Raw genomic sequence first — 17,977 nt, 5'->3', positions numbered from 1 at the left:
CGCCGCCACCTGGTCTCCGAATTGCTTCAGGAGCACGTCCTTCAAAACAAGCGCGTTTTGCTGCATGGGGTTACTCACCTCGAAATAATGCCGTCCGTTTAACATCGCGGAGCGTTGGGCGACCTCCTGCAAACCGGCGCCCATTTCGACGGATGGCACGCCGGCGCGAAACTCCACGATCAGCGCGTGCGGCAACACGCACACGATGTCGCTTTGCCGCGTGCCCGGCACCTGGTATGCGGGCCCGATCCATTGGAGCGACGACAACTTCGCCAGCGCACCATACTGATCGGCGGTCACCGCTGACCCGTCGACCGTGCGGACCCATATCCGGGTGTTGGTGTTGTTGATGAGCGGTCCCTTGGCGTGCGTGACGCCGGGGTTGTCGACCACCTCGAGGTTCAGCTTTTTAAGCGTGGCGGTCAGACGCTCGCGGTTTATTTTTTCGGAGAAGCAGAGCAGCAGGATCGACGGTTCCAGGAGGAGTGTCCGGTTTTTTTCGATCGCCAGCTCGCGGGGGAAGTTAGGCATGGTGTTTAGGTTTGCTACAAAGGTTGCCTATGCACCGCCCATCCACAAGGGTGGTTTTGCCGGATATCGAACGTATATGTACGTAATCCTACTGGCGTCCCGTCTTTACCGCCTTGATCGCCACGTTCAATTCAAACCCGATCAGCAGGAACAATGAGTTCAGGTAGACCAGGAACATGAGCACCATCACGGTGCCGATCGATCCGTACAACCGGCTGAAATTGTTGAAGTGGTTGACCCAAAACGAGAAAAAGCCGGTCACCATCGCTATCAGGAATGTCGCCAGGACCGAGCCCGGCGAGACCAGCTTCCACTTCCGGCGGCTGGACGGCGCGAATTTGTAGATAAAGGCCACCGAAAAGAAAAACAGCAATACGATGACCCCCCAGCGGATGCACTGGATCAGCAGGCGGATGGTGACGCTGCGGATACCCTGGTGTCTCAGGAACATCCCCAGGAGATTTTTTTGCGTCACCATAAACAACACAAAACCAAGCACCAGCAGGATCAGTATGGTCGTCAGCCGGATCGCGTTCCAGCGGCGGCGCAAAAAGCCGCGTTTCCATACCTCCCGGTAAGACCGGTCGAAGGTCCGGATGATCCCCATCGTGGCGTTCGAGGAGTAAAAAACCACGATCACAAAAACCACGGACAACAGCCCGTTGTGCGTCTTCCCGATAAAATCGGTGATCAGGTTCTGCACCCACGTATAGGTGGTAGAGGTGGGCGTGATGTCCTTGGCGATGTTGAACAATTCCCGGGTGATCTCTTTGGAGACCGGTAGGTAGGGCACCAGCGTCAGCAGGAAAATCATGGCCGCGGGTATGGTCATGATAAAGTTGAAAGAAATGGCCGCCGCCCGGTCGTTGAGCCCCACCTTGCGGACCTGTCTCAAAAAGCAGATCACGACATCGTACAACGGCTGCTCCTCAAAACCAGGCAGGTACCAGGTCTTGCTTTTGCGGACCAGGTATTTGACGGGAGGGAAGCGCAGTATGTGGCCTTCGAGCTTGGTCACTGTTTGGTTTTTTCCAGGCTGTCCAGGGCCGCTTGGTACGCTTTGGCGTTGCGTTCGTGCGTGGCGAAGTCGGACGCGAACACGGAGTATCCCGAAAAATCCGCCTTGGCCACAAAGAACAGGTAGTCCGTGGCGGGGGCCGTGAGCGTGGCGTCCAGGGTCTTTACCGAAGGCGTCCCGATCGGACCCGGCGGCAGCCCGGTATATAGATACGTATTGTAGGGCGACTCCACGCGCGTATATTTCTCATAGATACGCTTGAGGTTGAAGTCCCGCATCGCGTACTTGATCGTGGGGTCCGCCGCGAGCCGCATACCCTTCCGTAACCGGTTGAGGTAAACACTGGCGATCAGCGGCTTGTCGCTGTCCTTGCGGGTTTCCGCCTCCACGATGGAGGCCAGGATATACGCCTGGCCTGGCGTCAGCCCCTGGGCCTGCGCCTGCGCGCGGCGTTCGGGCGTCCAGAACTGTCGTTCCTGCGCCTGGAACATCCGGAGCAGGTCCGTGGTGGTCGTATTCCAGTTCGCCTGGTAAGTACCCGGGATGATCAACGTCCGGATGTTATCGGTATCCCGGTCGTACGACCGCACCGAGTCCGGGTTATCCAAAAAGCGGATTACGTCCAACGAATCCGGCTCGAACAGGTTCCCCAGGGCCCCCGCCAGCTCTTCGTTGGTGTGCACGTTGGTCAGGATCAGGTGGATCGGCGTCGTCCGGCCATCCCGGAGGTCCCGCGCAAAATGGTACAGGCTGTATCCGTTCGGGATCTCATACCGCCCCGGTTTGAGATGGTCCCAGACGCCCATCTGGGTAGCCAGCCATTGAAATACCTGCGGAAAACGGAAGTACTTGACGCTGTGCATACTTGTCATAACCGATGGCTGGTCGGTCTTCCCCGTATGGACGTAAAACGATTTCTTTTCGGGAGCAAAAGCGGTACCCGGCCCAAGGACCAGGTAAGCGGCCGCGGCGGCCAGGATAAGGAGGACGATCAGGAGTAAGGTAAGGATTCGGCGCATAAGTAGGTTGTAAAATACTAAAACCCTGCCGAAAGCGACAGGGTTTCATCTAATAATACAATACACAAAAACCTATCTTGAGGGCGCCGCGGGGGCCTGTTGGTGGGTGTTTGTACCCACACCCTTCATGTCGTGACCTTGTACGCTGGCCGAGCGGTTAATAAAGAGACCGGAGCAAAGGCAAAGCACCGCAATCAGCGCGGCGAACAGCCAGGTCCCGTTTTCCAGGACGTCCGTAGTCTTCTTAACCCCCATGATCTGGGTGTTGAAACCGGAAAAGCTGCCCGACAGGCCACCCCCCTTCGAATTTTGCACCAGCACGAGTACGCTCAGGATGACACAAGCCAGTACTACCAATACCAAAAACAACCAAACCATAACTATAACTTATTTAACTGTTCAATCTTGGCAGCAAAGTAAGCCCTTTTTTCCGGATGCTGCAAACTTAATTTATTGTAGACCTCTACCGCTTTATGTAACTTTCCCTGGAGCACCCAGACGTGCGCCATGGACTCGGTCACGACGGCTTCCCGCTGCCGGTTGGCGGTCGATGCCAGCTGCTGGATCTCGGCTTCGGTGGCCGCGTCCAGGTCGGTATGACCCCCATCCATCGGGCTGATCCGCTTCATGGTCTTCAGCCACTCCGTAAAGCTCTTCAGGTGCCGGGTGAGGGTATCGGTCGGGTTTTCCTCCAGCTCCAGCTTGATGCCCTGCGAGGCAAAGTAATCCACCGTGTGGAGAGGCTCGAACGTAAAGTCGTGAGCCAGCGGCGTCACGCTGAACGGGAACGGCGCCGGTTCCGCGGTCGGGAACGCCGGCGGCGGCTCGGGCATGTCGAGGTGGTGTACCACCGGCTCGCCTTCCGGCGCGTCCGTATCGTCCGGGTCGCCTTGCTCTTCCTCTTCTTCTTCCCGCGGTTCGGGCACAGCCACGGCGGAGGTCACCATGTAAGGCAAATAAGGTTCCGCTATCATCGCGTGGTCACGCGGCGCTTCGTGCGCCTCGGCTGCGACCTCATGCAACTCCGACGCCCCCATGAGGGTCGGTATCTCCAGGTCCTCTTCCTCCATCCCCGGCCACGGCACGAACGCGTGCCGGCCCATTTCCGGCCCGGAAGGGGAGGGGATCGGGGGCTCGAAGGGTGGGGGGACTTCGGGTCCGGGAACATCGGGCATCTCCGGGCCCGGCGCACCGGGTATCGTGGGTTCCGCGGGCGGTTCCACTTCCGGGCCGCCGGGTTGCGGTATTTCCGTGGGCTTGGGCGCGTCCGGCTGGGGCAACTCAGGGGTAGACGGTTCCTTGACGGGCTCCTCCGGTTCGGGGGCCTCGGGTAACGACGGCTCCTTTGTCGGTTCCACGGGCGTCCGCGTCGGCGGTTCCACCGGTTGCGGGACCTCCGGTCGCGGGCCTTCCGCGGGCTTCACCGCGCGCGCCTGCACCGCCTGCCGGGCGATCGACTCGAAGGGCGTCTCGCCCTTGACCATCCCGGTCGTCACGTACGCCGGCGTGGCATAGTTGTCGGCGAGCTCCAGCTGGTAGTACAACCACCAGGGGTTACGGTAAAACGCGTGCAGCCTTTCCCGCTGATGTTGATAGGATTCCTTATCGTTATTCTGACGTTGCTTCTTCGCGAGTAGCAATTGGCCTATCGAAAAATACGGGTGGCTGCTCACCAGTCGTCCCAGATCGTTCTCCGTCAGCTGTTCGAGCGAGTGCCGGTCGTTCAGGGCTTCATATAGCAACTCTGCGTTCATAGTGCTGAATCTAGGGAAAAATTACCAGTTGGAGAAAAGACGGTTGAAAATATCGTTCGACATATTCGTGACGATCTGGCTCAGCAGCGACGCCTCCACCGCGGAGAAACTCGCGCCGGCGGGAAAGTCTACGCTGCTCGAAACGTCGTCCTCGAAGTCCGCCGGCTGCACGGTCTTGCCGGTCGGGTCGAGGTGGTTGTGGAAAATGACATGGAAGGTCGCCACCAGCCGCGACGAAGACGCCTGCTGGTTGCTGATGCCGGAGGTGCTCACCCCATAGCTGGAAATGTACCCCCCGATCTCGTAGTCCGCGTTGTCCGAATTGGTTTGCGACAACCGCGTCTGCCCGACGATCTTCTTCTGGACCGCCTGGAGCAGCTGTGGCGCGAGGCTCGGGTTGATGAACTGCGCCTTGTTGTCGAAGTTGTCCAGCTTGACGGTCTTGGCCTTGGGATCGATCGACGCGCCGCTAAAGGAGTAGACCTTGCAACCGCCCAGGAGCGCCACCGCTGCCACCAAAATTATGTACCTCAAATAGCTCATGGTCTCGATAGTTTATTCGTCTATGTCGTACTCTTTCAATTTCCGGTACAGTGTCCGTTCACTAATACCCAAATCCAGGGCCGCGTCCTTCCGCTTCCCCTTGTGCTTCTTCAGCGCCTTCACGATCAGTTCCTTTTCCTTGTCCATGATGTTCAGCGACTCTTCCACCTCCACGTGCTCGTGGATGTCGTCGTGGTCAAGGAGTACGGGCAAATTGTTTGCCGGACTCGTGATCACGGGCTGGTGCCCAAAGTCGCTCCCCGCCGGGAGCTCGTTATAGCCGCCGTCCGGCTTGAGCGCGGCCAGCGCGCCGGGGCTCACCGAACCGGGGTTTTGGAGGACGTCGAAGAACATCTTCTTGAGCTCGGTGACGTCCTTTTTCATGTCAAAAAAAAGCTTGTATAATATTTCCCGTTCGTTGTTGAACTCCGGGTGGCCATTGCCGGACGACGGCGACAGCACCGGGAGCCGGTTGGTACCGTTTTCCGGCAGGAACTGCCGGAGCTCGGTGGGCGTCAGGACCTTGCTCTGGGATAGAACGGAAATCTGCTCGGCGATATTTTTGAGCTCCCGCACATTTCCGGGCCAGCCATACGCGGTCAGCGCCCGCCGGGCGTCTTCGTCCGGCAGGACCGGGGTCGTCCGGTAACGCTCCGCAAAATCGGTCGCGAACTTCCTGAAAAGCAGCGGGATGTCCTCGGGTCTTTCCCGCAACGCGGGGACGCGGATCGGTACCGTGCTCATCCGGTAATACAGGTCCTCCCTGAACTTCCCCGACTGGGTGAATTCCAGCAGGTCCTTATTGGTGGCGCAGATCACCCGCACGTCGGTCTTCTGGACCTTGGACGAGCCCACGCGGATGAACTCGCCGGTCTCCAACACCCGGAGCAGGCGGGCCTGCGTGCCCAGCGGCATTTCGCCGATTTCGTCCAGGAAGATGGTGCCCCCGCTCACGGTCTCGAAATACCCCTTACGGCTGTCCACCGCCCCGGTAAAGGCGCCCTTTTCGTGCCCGAACAGCTCGGAGTCGATCGTCCCTTCGGGGATCGCCCCGCAGTTGACCGCGATAAAGGGATTATGCTTACGCGACGACAGCGCGTGGATGATTTGGGAAAACACTTCCTTACCCACCCCGCTTTCGCCCACGATCAGTACGCTCAAATCCGTCCCAGCCACCTGCGCCGCTACGCTCAGCGCGTAGTTCAGGGCAGGGGCGTTGCCTATGATGCCAAACCTGTTTTTGATCGATTGAATATCCATAGTTAGTTCGCTATGCTCCCGATGAGGGTAGCTTGTGTACAATCGTCCACCCGCACCCGGACGTAGTCGCCTTTTGCGAAACCGGCGTCCGTCTTCGGAAAGACGATCACTTTATTTTGTGTATTCCGTCCCATCCAATCGGCGCCGCTCCTTTTGGAGTCGCCTTCGATCAGGACGGTGAATGTTTTGCCGACGTCCGCCTTGTTGCTCTCCAGCGACAACCGGTTCTGCAGCTGAACGATTTCCTCCAGGCGTCTTTTTTTCACTTCCAAAGGAATGTCATCCGGATACCGGCGCGCCGCCAGCGTCCCGGGACGCTCGCTGTAGAAAAACATGTACGACATGTCGTACCGGGCGTACTCCATCAGGCTCAACGTATCGGCCTGATCGTTGTCGTCCTCGGAGCAAAAACCGGCAATAACGTCACTCGAGATGCCGCAGTCGGGTATGATGTCACGGATACGGTCGACCTTGGCCATATACCATTCCCGGGTATACGTCCGGTTCATCATCTGCAGGATGCGCGTGCTCCCGCTTTGCAACGGCAGGTGGATGTACTTGCAGATGTTCTCGTGCCGCGCCATCGCATGGAGCACGGCGTCGGTAATATCCTTCGGGTGCGACGTGCTGAAGCGGACCCGCAGCGACGGATCGATCAGCGCGACCGCCTCCAGCAAATCCGCAAACGTCGTGACGCCACCGCCCGCGCCCATCGCCCCGTTATCGCCCATCGCCCCGCTGTCGCCGACCGCCCCGTTATCGCCGACCCAGTAATACGAGTCGACGTTTTGCCCCAGCAGCGTAACCTCTTTATAGCCGCGCCCGAACAAATCGCGGCACTCGGCCAGGATCGACGCCACGTCCCGGCTGCGTTCGCGCCCCCGCGTAAAAGGCACCACGCAAAAGGAGCACATATTATTGCACCCGCGCATGATGCTCACGAAGGCGGTAACGCCGTTGGAGTCCAGGCGGACGGGGGAAATATCGGCGTAGGTTTCTTCGCGGCTGAGCAGCACGTTGACGGCTTTCTGACCGGTTTCGGCCTCTTCGATCAGCCCGGGGAGCGCACGGTAGGCGTCGGGGCCAACCACCAGGTCCACGAGCTGCTCTTCTTCGAGCAGCTTCGACTTCAAACGCTCCGCCATACAACCCAGCACGCCGATCAGGAGACCGGGCTTCTGGTCCTTGGCCTTGCGGAATTCGGTGAGTCTTTTACGCACGGTCTGTTCCGCTTTTTCCCGGATAGAACAGGTATTGAGCAAAACCAGGTCGGCTTCCGCCGCGTTCCGGGTGGCGCCAAAGCCTTGCTCCTGCAGTATGGACGCGATGATTTCGCTGTCGCTGAAATTCATCTGGCATCCGTAGCTTTCTATATAGAATTTCTTTGTGTAAACATTAGGATCTCCTTCAAAGGGCGCATACGCTTCCCCTTGCCTCGCCTCGTCGTGCGCCCGAGACAAAACCTCGCTGTTCGCCTGCGCTAAAACCTCGTCTTGCATAGAGGGCAAAACTAGCGAAAAATCCGTTAATCTGTGACACTTTGTCAGGATGTGCGGGGCGGGATTCCACGGGCATTTTGGGTAAAAAATCCACATTCCCGCTGCAGGCCTGTCAGGCGTTTATTCGCTAGAGTGCCCACCAGGTCTACGTTTTCACCCAAGCCTATGCCTGGCAGCTATCTTGGTTTCATTCTTGTTAAAAAAACGTTGAATTACACCTAATCATCGTTACATGAACCCCAGGCAAGCACTGCTAACCGTGCTGCCCTGGACAGCGGGCCTTTTTTTGGTCCTGGGCGCCCCCGCGGCGGCCCAGACGACCCGAACCATACACGGCCAGCTCCAGGGAAGCAACCAACGACCCGCTACCGGACTCACTATCCGCTCGACCCGAACCGGCGCCACGGCCCGATCCAAGAATTCGGGAGAATTTTCTTTAAAGACCGGCGCGACCGGCGACTCGCTGGTCGTCGACATCCCCGACTCCCTGGCCCCCGGCTCCGGCGTACGCACGGCCGGCATCGGCATCGGTATCGAGGACAGCGTCGTGATGATCGAGATCCTCAAAACCGGCGCCCTCAAGATCATGGGCAAACCCGGGACCGATTCCACCGGCAAGCCCGTGGCCCCGGCCGCCTCCGGCGCCGCCGCACCTCCTGGCAGCGCCGGCGCCGCTCCCAAGTCTGATTCCGGTGTCGTGGTCCGCGCCCCGTCGAAGAAATCCGATTCCTCCACGATCGGCGATTCGGTAAAGACCGTCACCGCCCCCGCGCAGGCCGCCGTCGATACCACGCATGGCAATGCGCCGGTCGCGGCCGCGGTAAGCCCCGGCGCCGCCGACACCGTCCCTAAGACGCCCGCCTTTAAAGGGCCTGCGATAAACGGCATCGTCGTCGGCCCCGACAACCGCCCGCTGGATTCGGTCCGTGTCACTACGGCAGGGGGTGTAAACGTACGCGCTGGCTCCGACGGCGCCTTCCGCGCGCCCTTCGTCAAGGGATCGTACCTGCTGGTATCCAAGAGCGGGTACGAGACCGTAAAAGTGTTGATGACGGAGGCCGGCGCCGTGCTCACGGTAAAGCTGGCCAAAAGCGCGACCAGGGAAATAGAGGAGGTCAAGGTCACCGCCCTGGGTATCTCGCAGAAGAGCCGGGCCGTCGGGTATTCCATCCAGGAGGTGGGTGGCCAGGAGGTCGCCGTCGCCAAGGAAACCAACTTCGTGGACGCCCTTCAGGGGAAGCTGGCTGGTGTCAACATCAATGCCAACAACGGCTCGATGGGCGGTTCGACCAAGGTCACCATCCGCGGCGACAAATCCATCACGCAAACCAACGACGCGCTTTATGTGGTTGACGGCGTGTTCATGAGTAACGAGAACGTCAACGCGATAGGCCAGCAGATCGGCGGCGGCGGCTACGACTACGGCAGCCCCATCCAGGACGTCAACCCGGACGACATACAGGAGGTATCGGTACTGAAGGGCGCCGCGGCCACGGCACTATACGGCAGCCGCGGGCAAAACGGCGTCATCCTGATCACGACCAAAAAGGGCGCCCCCGGCCGGCGCTTTGGCGTAGACTACTCCCTGAACGTCGAGGCCCAAAAAGTCTATGTCCTCCCCAAGTTCCAGAACGAATACGGCGCGGGGATCGGCGGTTTCGACACGCTGTGGTACAACCAGAACCCCACGCTCTTTAAAAGCGCCAGCAGCCCTGCTTATACAGACGCCACCCGGGGCGGGTACGACCTGCTCCCGCAGTACTCGGTGGACGAGTCCTGGGGGCCGAAGCTGAACGGCCAGCTGATCCGGGCCTATTATTCCTTCGACCCGGACAAGAACAACCCCTTCTTCGATGAGCTCACGCCCTGGTCGCCCCAGCCCAACAACGTCAAGGACTTCTTCAAAACCGGTATCACCGTCAACAACAACATAGCCTTCGGCGGCTCGGACGACAAAGCCACCTACAGGATGTCCTACGGGAATATGACGCAAAACTTCATCCTGCCCAATTCGCACCAGACCCGGAACAACCTTTCGTTCAGCGGCAGCTATAAGGTGAACCCGTGGCTGACCGGCGTCGCCAGCGCCAACTACGTCAACAACGCCGCCACCGGGCGCCCTGGGACGGGTTTCACGGGATCGAACCCGATGCTCAACTTCGTCGAGTACGGCCAGCGCCAGCTCGAGGATTCCAAGCTGAGGTATTATAAATTCCCGGACGGCACCCAGTTGAGCTGGAACCGCACCAGCCCCACCAACCCGGCCCCGGCCTTCGACGACAACATCTACTGGGAGCGCTACATGGAAGCGGAAACGGATACCCGGAACCGTTTGTTCGGCCAGGCTGGCTTCGACATCAAACCCGTAAGCTGGCTGACCATCCAGGCGCGCGTCTATATGGATCAATTCCGCATCCTCCAGGAAGAACGCACCGCCAAGGACTACTTTGCGGGCAGCTACACCCGCACCGACCGGCAATTCCAGGAGCTCGACTACCAATTGCTGGCCACCGCGCGGAAGAGTTTCGCCAGGAACTGGGACCTCAATGTAACGGTGGGGGGTAACGTCGAACAACAGGACGACCAATACCAACAGGGCGCCATCCCCATCTCGGAAGGCCTGGCCATCCCCGGTATCTATACGTTGTCCAACGCCGCCGCCGGGATCGTCCAATATGCGAGCGACGACATCCGCAAACAGATCAACTCGGCCTTCGCCACCGGCACGCTCGGGTACAAGGACATGCTGTACCTGGACGTCACCGGCCGCAACGACTGGACGAGCGCCCTGGCGCCCGGGCATAACGCCTATTTCTATCCGTCGGCGGCGCTCTCCTGGGTGTTCTCGGACGTCCTGAAGGCCCGGTGGCTGTCCTTCGGTAAGTTGAGGAGCAGCTTTGCACAGGTGGGGAACGACATCACGCCCTATAGCATTTACGATACCTACACGGCGCCGCAAACCTTCGGTTCCGATCCGACGAGCACTACCAACCCGGTGAAGAACAACCCCGACCTCAAGCCGGAACGGAGCACCGAGTTCGAAGAAGGTTTGGAAGCGCGGTTCCTCCACGACCGGATCGGCTTCGACTTCACCTGGTACAACCGGGTCACCAACGACCTGATCGTGCCAATGCAGATCTCGCCCACCACTGGCTATACCAACGTTTATGTCAACGCGGCCTCCGTCAGGAACCGCGGGATCGAGCTCGAAGTCAATGCGCGGCCGCTCGAGTTCAAGCACTTCTCCTGGGACATCGCCGTCAACTTCGCCCGGAACAAGAATATGGTGACCGCGATAAACATCCCCAACGCACCCGGTCAGACGCAGATCGTCCTGGCTACCGAGCGCCGGCTGAACTCGGTCTCCGTGGCCGCCGTCAAGGGACAGCCGTTGTTCGCGCTCATCGGCACCGACTATACCTACCTCAATGGCCAAAAGGTGGTGGATACGAACGGGCTTTATGTGCCCTCCGCCCCCGGCCAGGTAATCGGGCACACCACCCCCGACTTTACCGGCGGTGTGACCAATACCTTCCGGGTTGGACCGGTAATCCTGAGCGTGCTCGTCGACTTCCAGAAGGGCGGGAACTTCTTCTCCTATACGAACCTCTACGGGGAATATTCCGGGACCCTGGCGGTGACCGCGGCTAACGGCGTCCGCGAGAACGGCATCGTCGCCCCGGGCGTTTTGGCCAACGGCCAACCCAACACCAAGGTGATGCCCGCGATGACGTATTTCGATTCCGACCGCGGTAAACGCGTCAACAAAGCGAACATGTACGACGACTCTTACGTGTATCTCCGCGAGGTGCGGCTTGGCTACAACCTGCCGTCCCGCTGGGCGGGCAAACTCAAGGCCGACAACCTCCGGCTGTCGCTCTACGGCCGCAACCTCTGGCTCATCAACAGCAACGCCCCGAACGTGGACCCTTCCAACATCGTCAACTCGGACAGCAACGTCCAGGGTCTCGAAGGCGGCGCGCTGCCGTCCGTCCGTTCCTTTGGCGTCAATTTAACCGCAGGCTTTTAAAACTCTCTTATGAAACGCATCTTCTACGTCATACCGCTCCTCCTCGCCGCCACCGCGTGTAAAAAAACGCTGGAAAACCTCAACCACGACCCCACGCTCCCGAACACCGTCCCGGTGGAATACCTCCTCACCGGCGCGGAACGGTCGACGATGGACAACATCTATAACGCCGGCGCGTCCGTCAACTACTACGTCGGGATGGAATACGCACAGTACTTCAGCGGGACCCAGAGCGAAACCTCGAGCCTGTACCAGCTCGACGAAGGCGCCAACAGCTCGATCTGGGGCCTGTACAGCGGGACGTTGATCGACCTCAACAAGATCATCTCGATCAACCGCACCCAGAGCGCCGGACCGAACCCCAACCAGATCGCGATCGCGATGATCCTAAAGGCGTGGATATTCGAGCTGCTCACCGACACCTACGGGAACATCCCGTACAGCCAGGCGCAGCAAGGCACGGCCAACCTGACGCCCGCCTACGACGACAGCCGTTCGATCTATTCCGCGCTCTTCGGTCAGCTCGACTCCGCGGTGGCGATGATGGACTCCACCCAGGAAGGCTACAAGAGCGGCGAAGTGATCTTCAACGGGAACCTCGGCCAGTGGAAGCGCTTCGCGGAATCGCTCAAGCTCCGGATGGGCATCCGGATGGCCGATGCGTCCCCGGACTCCGCCAAAGCCATCGTCGAAGCCGCCGTTACCGCCGGTGTCATGCAGACCGGCGGGACCTGGACCAGCCCGGGCACTTCGGATGACGCGCTTTTTCCCTACTCGGCCACGGCGCCCTACCAGATCCCCTTTAACGCCGCGCTCCGCGCCCTGAACCAGTTCGTCGTCAGCGCCACCCTCGTCAACTTCATGGACTCGCTCCAGGACCCCCGTCAACCGAAGTACATGGCGCTCCCCACGGGCGGCGGCCCCTACAAGGGAAAACCCTACGGCCTGAACATGTTCGGGAACGACTTCAACAACTATTCCTTCCCCGACTCGTTCCCCCCGAGGGGTATCTATAGCCCCAACTTCCCCGGCATCTTCATGACCTACGCCGAGGTCCAGTTCGACCTCGCCGAGGCCGCCGCGCGGGGCTACAACGTGCCCCTTTCCGCCGCCACCTATTATGCCCAGGGCATCCAGGCCAGCATGACCTTCTGGGGCGTCACCTCCGCCCCGGACATCGCCGCCTACCTGTCGCGCGTCCCCTACAACGCCGACGACTGGCGCGATTGCATCGGCACCCAAAAATGGCTCGCCCTCTACATGAACGGCATGCAGTCCTGGTTCGAACGGACCCGCCTCGACTTCAAGCAACCCGGCGGCGCGCCCCTGTTCATCGCGCCCGTCGCCGGTTCCCTCGACCCCACCGTCAGCATGGTACCCTACCGCCTGACCTACCCGGTCTCCGAAGCCAGCACCAACTCGGCCAACTACCAGGCGGCGGCTGCGGCCATTGGGGGGGATACCAAGGGGACGAAGCTTTGGTGGAATAAGTTCAACTAGCGCGCGTCCCGCGCTGTTCTAGGCTCAACTCCCGACCTCGGGTCGCCCACCCCCGGTGCTCCTTTTTCTCTCTTACGATTTTGGGCAAGCCATGCCTTGGGTAAACCCGTGAGATCGAGTTGTTTTTTAAAGGTATAGCTTGCCTGAATGACGGGTACTTGTATACGGGCAAGCTATACCTTACCCCAAAGCGACCATACCGGACATTTTCTGAAGCTATAGCTTGCCCAAAATATAAGCACGCAAAAGGGAAGGGGGGGAGTGCGCGAATTGAATATCACATCCGCGAAAATGAGCGGCTCGCGTTCGTGAGAGCTGCGTAACTTTATAAGATGAAAAAACGCACCGTTGGAAAATCACCGCTGGAAGTAGCCCCCTTTATGCTGGGTGGTAATGTATTTGGTTGGACTGCTGACGAAAAGACATCCTTTGCCATCCTCGACGCCTTTGTCGACGCGGGCTTCGACTTCGTCGACACCGCCGACGTCTATTCGCACTGGGCCCCGGGCCACGTGGGCGGCGAATCCGAAACCGTCATCGGGAACTGGTTCAAAAAGAGCGGTAAGCGTAACAAGGTCGTCATCGCCACCAAAGTGGGCGCGCCCATGGGCTCCGACCCCGCCAAAAAGGGCTTGCGTAAGTCGTATATCCTGAAAGAAGTCGAAGACTCACTTCGTCGGCTGCAAACCGATCATATCGACCTCTATCAATCCCATTATGATGACCTTTCCGTAATGGTCGACGAGCCCCTGGAAGCATACAAAGAGCTGATCCAGGCCGGCAAGGTACGTTTCATCGGCGCCTCCAACTTCACCCCCGACCGGCTGCGCGCGGCGCTCAAGGTCGGCGGCCTCCCACACTACATCAGCCTGCAACCGCAATACAACCTCGTGGAGCGCGAGGGCTTCGAAAAGGAGCTCGGGCCGATCTGCGAAGAAAACGGTCTGGGCGTCGTGCCCTATTTCTCGCTCGCCGCCGGTTTCCTCACCGGTAAATACCGCACCGAAAACGACCTTGCCCAATCTCCCCGCGGCAACAACGTCAAGAAATACCTCACCCCCAAAGGCCTCGGCGTGATTGCAGCCCTCGACGAAGTTTCCGGCCGCCATAACGTCCCACAGGCGGCGGTCGCTTTGGCCTGGCTGCTCACGCGGCCCGTCGTCACCGCGCCGCTGTCGAGCGCCACCAGCGTGGCGCAATTGCATACGTTGCTCAAGGCCGTAGACCTGACGCTCACGGAGGACGACATCGCCGTACTTGACAAAGCCAGCGCCTGGCAATGAGCGGCGCAGGGAAACGTTAAAGTTTATCGTCGGAGCGCCAACCGCGCGATCGTGGAGTAACTTCATATCGCTATGAAAAAGATATGTATCCCCTTGCTCTGCCTCCTGTCGACCGGCGCGGTCAATGCCCAAACCTCCGACTGGAGCGCTTCTCTGACCGCCGGCGTCAACTACCTCTTTGTTCAGAACCCTTCGCGGGTACTGTCCACGAATTTCCCGTATACCACTACCGCCGCCCCGGGCACCCAGCACTTTAACGGCAGCCTCCAGGGCGGTTATCACAGCCAGGTCCCCATGATCGACCTCCCCGGATTGGACATCGCCTACCGGAGGCTCGACTTCACCCTCGGCGTCGGTCTCAACCAGGACCTCAATAACGACTACGCCTGGTACGTACATACCGGCGCCAGCTACGCCTTCCCCTTTCGCTGGGTCACCCTCAAACCCGGTATAAACCTCACCTACTTCGCCGCCCGCCGTGAAAAAATGGGCTCCATCGACAACCGCGGCCAAACCATCTCGATGTTCGGCATCAATTCCGGCGACTATTTCACAGAAACATACACTTACGACGATGGCGACGGTAACAGCTACAGCTACGACCAGGACTACAACACCGACCACCTCGACGTCAACTACTCCACCCACAGCCTCGACCTCGGCCCACAGCTCGACGTGGTCTTCCCGTCCATCGGCCGTTTCGCCCTAAGCGCCCAGGCCGGCTGGCTCCTCCCCGTCTACCAGCAAAGCGCCCTCCGTTTCGTCCAGGTCTCCAACGACGACGGCGTCACCACCAACAACCTGAAATCGGTAACCCTCCCAGACAACGGCTCCTTTGGCGGCCCCTTCGCGGGCATCCACCTGAATATCTTCCTGGGACACTTCAAGGCGACCAAAAGCTAAGCGGATGAACGGACGAAAGATATTAGATTCGCGCAGTCCCCATCAAATAAAGACGACTGAATCGCCTATTGACCGATGTGCTTATTCGGCTTCGCCCCCATGGTGAATTCCAAAGTCCCGCCGGCGGTGATCTCGTCATACGTGATGTACAACCGATGGAGCGGCGCCCCATTGAGCGACACCTTTTGCACGTATACATTGAGCGGCCCCTGGTTCACGGTGGACACCGTAAATTTCTTCCCGCCGGTGACGGAAAGCACCGCCGAGCGGACGGAAGGGCTCCCGAGCCAGTATTTATCATCACCCGGTGAGACGGGATAGAAACCCAGCGCGCTAAAGATATACCACGCGCTCATCTGGCCGGTGTCGTCGTTGCCGCCGAGGCCATCGGGCGTCGGCTTGTACATCCGCCACATGACCATCCGGATCAGCGCCTGCGCCTTCCAGGGCTCGTTGGTAAAGTCGTAGAGATAAATATCGTGGTGGGAGGGTTCGTTACCGTGGACGTAGTTGCCGATGATGCCGTCCCGGGTGATGTCTTCGGTCTCGGCGAAGTATTTGTCCGGCAGGTCCATCGTAAACAAGGAATCCAGGTGCGGTACAAAACGTTTGTTACCGCCCATCAACGCGATCAGACCCGCGGGGTCGTGCGGTACGTACAGGCTGTAGTTCCACGAGTTGCCCTCGATAAAGCCTTCGTTGATGGTGCTCAGCGGGTCGAACGCGACCCGGAACGTGCCGTCGGATAACCGCGGGCGCATAAACCCGATGGAGGGGTCCCAAACATTACGATAATTCAACGACCGCTTCAGGAACTCATCATATATATCTGAACGTCCGAGCTTGCGAGCCGCCTGCGCAATACACCAGTCGTCGTACGCATACTCCAGCGTGGTCGACACCCCGTTCCCGTTCTTGTCGGTGGGGATATACCCCCGGTCGATGTAGTCGCCGATGCCGTCATAGTCGCGGTGCCGCGCGGTGGTCACGCACGCATCGAGCGCCGCTGAACGATCGAATGACCCGATCCCCTTGACGATCGCGTCACAGATCACCGAGACGCTGTGGTAGCCGGTCATACACCAGTTTTCGTTGGCGGAATTGGACCAGATGGGGAGCATGTGTTCGGGACTCTGGTGAAAATGCTCCAGCATCGACCGCACCATGTCCGCGTTCCGCGCGGGTTCGATGAGGTTGAACAACGGATGGAGCGCCCGGTGCGTATCCCACAGCGAAAACGTGGTGTAGTTGGTAAAACCGTCGGCGGTATGCACCTCTTTGTCCAGCCCCTTGTACTGGCCGTTGATGTCCTGGTAGATCGTCGGGTTGATAAAAGCGTGGTATTCGGAGGTATAGAAGTTCACCTTGTCGCTGTCCGCGCCGTCGATGGCGATCCGCGACAGCTGCTGGTTCCAAGCCGACTGCCCCGCGGCCTTGATGGCGTCGAAGTCCCATCCCGGCGCCTCGGCGCGCAGGTTTTGCAGGGCATTATCCATGCTCACCGGAGACAACGCCATCTTTAAGACAATGGCGTCGCCGGCGCGCGTGCCGCCGAAATTGAAGAACGCGCGGATTTGCCGTCCCGCGACCTCGGGGAAGTTCGATCCCTGGTTGAATTTTCCCCAGAACCCGTGATAGGCTGTGCGCCGAGTATAGTTGCGGTTGCCGTAGGACGTAAACGGCCTGGAGAACGTCAGCGCAAAATACAGCGTCCGCGTCCGCGCCCAGCCCGAGGTTTCGCGATAGCCCTCGACGAGCGTGTCATTGACCACCCGCAGATAGGTCCAGACGTTTTTATCGTCGTAGTTGTAGATCCCGTACATCAGGTCCAGGATGATGTGTGCCTGGTCCGCCGCCGGAAAAGTGTACCGGTGCACGCCCACGCGCGTCGTCGCGGTCAGCTCCGCCAGGATATTGTAGTCTTCCAGCTTCACCCGGTAGTAATCGGCCTCCGCCGTTTCATTATCGTGTGAAAAACGGCTCCTGAAACCGCTCCCGGGCTCCGTTGCCGTCCCCGGGTTGAGGCGCAGGGCCCCTGTCGTGGGCATGATGAGGAAGTCCCCGAGATCCGAATGCCCCGTCCCGCTGAAATGGGTGTGGCTAAAACCCACGATGGTCTTGTCGTCGTATTGGTAACCCGCGCAGTACTCGTACATTTTGGGATTATAGTGTCCGTCCTGCTCGTAAGAAATGGTATCGGTCTCCGGGCTCAGCTGCACCATGCCAAAAGGCGCGGTGGCTCCCGGGAAAGTATGGCCCATGCGTTGGGTGCCGATAATAGGGTGGACGTATTGTACGAGATTTTGTGCCGATGCCCCCAGTGCGGTCAGCGTCAGCGCGACGGTGAAAAGTTTTCTCATCGCCAAATGTAACGACAAATCATTACATTACGAGAGTACGCTACACTACCGGATATGCGAATCCTCTCACTGCTCGTAATAGCCTGTCTGACCCTCGGAAGCGCCGGGGCCCAAACCCTTTCCCTCCGCTGGGAGCTCCTCTCCAACTACTACCAGGGCAAACGCCAGGCCCACTGCGTCCTCGTCCTCTCCAACACCGGCAAGGAAGCCCTCCCCGCCACCGGCTGGGCGCTCTATTTCAACGGATCGTCCGCCCCCCGCGTCGGCGAAACCCCCG

The 17,977-nt window shown here is 59.5% G+C and carries 14 protein-coding genes; 5 read left to right on the top strand and 9 right to left on the bottom strand.

Annotated elements, in window-relative coordinates; genetic code table 11:
• The 8 genes from VL547_RS14200 to miaB all read right to left on the bottom strand — a co-directional run.
• A partial coding sequence (locus tag VL547_RS14200) for a hypothetical protein (protein ID WP_325578882.1) occupies window positions 1–531 on the bottom strand: 531 nt, incomplete at its 3' end.
• Window positions 532–619: 88 nt separating this feature from the next.
• Window positions 620–1,549, bottom strand: a complete 930-nt coding sequence (locus VL547_RS14195) for a YihY/virulence factor BrkB family protein (protein ID WP_325578880.1) — start codon at window positions 1,547–1,549, stop codon at window positions 620–622.
• Window positions 1,546–2,568 (bottom strand): endolytic transglycosylase MltG, encoded by a 1,023-nt coding sequence (gene mltG / locus VL547_RS14190; protein WP_325578878.1) that lies wholly within the window; start codon window positions 2,566–2,568, stop codon window positions 1,546–1,548. Before mltG ends, VL547_RS14195 begins: the two co-directional genes overlap by 4 nt.
• A gap of 72 nt (window positions 2,569–2,640) precedes the next feature.
• Window positions 2,641–2,946 carry a preprotein translocase subunit SecG gene (gene secG / locus VL547_RS14185; protein ID WP_325578876.1) on the bottom strand — a complete coding sequence of 102 codons (306 nt, stop codon included), beginning with the start codon at window positions 2,944–2,946 and terminating at the stop codon, window positions 2,641–2,643.
• Window positions 2,947–2,948: 2 nt separating this feature from the next.
• Complete coding sequence (locus VL547_RS14180) at window positions 2,949–4,322, bottom strand: hypothetical protein (RefSeq protein ID WP_325578874.1); 1,374 nt, start codon at window positions 4,320–4,322, stop codon at window positions 2,949–2,951.
• A gap of 21 nt (window positions 4,323–4,343) precedes the next feature.
• Window positions 4,344–4,865, bottom strand: coding sequence for an LPS assembly lipoprotein LptE (gene lptE, locus VL547_RS14175; RefSeq protein ID WP_325578872.1), 522 nt, complete (start codon window positions 4,863–4,865; stop codon window positions 4,344–4,346).
• Between the two features lie 12 nt (window positions 4,866–4,877).
• Window positions 4,878–6,125 (bottom strand): sigma-54 dependent transcriptional regulator, encoded by a 1,248-nt coding sequence (locus tag VL547_RS14170; protein WP_325578870.1) that lies wholly within the window; start codon window positions 6,123–6,125, stop codon window positions 4,878–4,880.
• A 2-nt stretch (window positions 6,126–6,127) separates the two neighbouring features.
• Window positions 6,128–7,624 (bottom strand): tRNA (N6-isopentenyl adenosine(37)-C2)-methylthiotransferase MiaB, encoded by a 1,497-nt coding sequence (miaB, locus tag VL547_RS14165; protein ID WP_325578868.1) that lies wholly within the window; start codon window positions 7,622–7,624, stop codon window positions 6,128–6,130.
• 232 nt (window positions 7,625–7,856) lie between these two features.
• Between miaB and VL547_RS14160 the strand changes: the two genes are divergently transcribed.
• The 4 genes from VL547_RS14160 (at window position 7,857) to VL547_RS14145 (ending at window position 15,340) form a co-directional block, all read left to right on the top strand.
• Window positions 7,857–11,654: a SusC/RagA family TonB-linked outer membrane protein gene (locus VL547_RS14160; RefSeq protein WP_325578866.1), complete on the top strand. Its 3,798-nt coding sequence runs from the start codon at window positions 7,857–7,859 to the stop codon at window positions 11,652–11,654.
• A 9-nt stretch (window positions 11,655–11,663) separates the two neighbouring features.
• Window positions 11,664–13,154 carry a SusD/RagB family nutrient-binding outer membrane lipoprotein gene (locus VL547_RS14155; protein ID WP_325578864.1) on the top strand — a complete coding sequence of 497 codons (1,491 nt, stop codon included), beginning with the start codon at window positions 11,664–11,666 and terminating at the stop codon, window positions 13,152–13,154.
• Window positions 13,155–13,486: 332 nt separating this feature from the next.
• Window positions 13,487–14,437 carry an aldo/keto reductase gene (locus tag VL547_RS14150; RefSeq protein WP_325578860.1) on the top strand — a complete coding sequence of 317 codons (951 nt, stop codon included), beginning with the start codon at window positions 13,487–13,489 and terminating at the stop codon, window positions 14,435–14,437.
• A gap of 72 nt (window positions 14,438–14,509) precedes the next feature.
• Window positions 14,510–15,340, top strand: coding sequence for a hypothetical protein (locus VL547_RS14145; RefSeq protein WP_325578858.1), 831 nt, complete (start codon window positions 14,510–14,512; stop codon window positions 15,338–15,340).
• A gap of 65 nt (window positions 15,341–15,405) precedes the next feature.
• Here VL547_RS14145 and VL547_RS14140 read toward each other — a convergent pair whose 3' ends face one another.
• Window positions 15,406–17,700 carry a GH92 family glycosyl hydrolase gene (locus VL547_RS14140; RefSeq protein WP_325578856.1) on the bottom strand — a complete coding sequence of 765 codons (2,295 nt, stop codon included), beginning with the start codon at window positions 17,698–17,700 and terminating at the stop codon, window positions 15,406–15,408.
• A gap of 54 nt (window positions 17,701–17,754) precedes the next feature.
• Here VL547_RS14140 and VL547_RS14135 point away from each other — a divergent pair.
• Window positions 17,755–17,977: hypothetical protein (locus VL547_RS14135; protein ID WP_325578854.1), on the top strand; the 223-nt coding region annotated here is incomplete at its 3' end.

The sequence above is a fragment of the Dinghuibacter sp. genome (assembly GCF_035492835.1).
Taxonomy (GTDB): domain Bacteria; phylum Bacteroidota; class Bacteroidia; order Chitinophagales; family Chitinophagaceae; genus Dinghuibacter.
The sequence above is the reverse complement of the archived record's forward strand: the minus strand, read 5'-3'. Positions and strand labels throughout refer to the sequence as shown.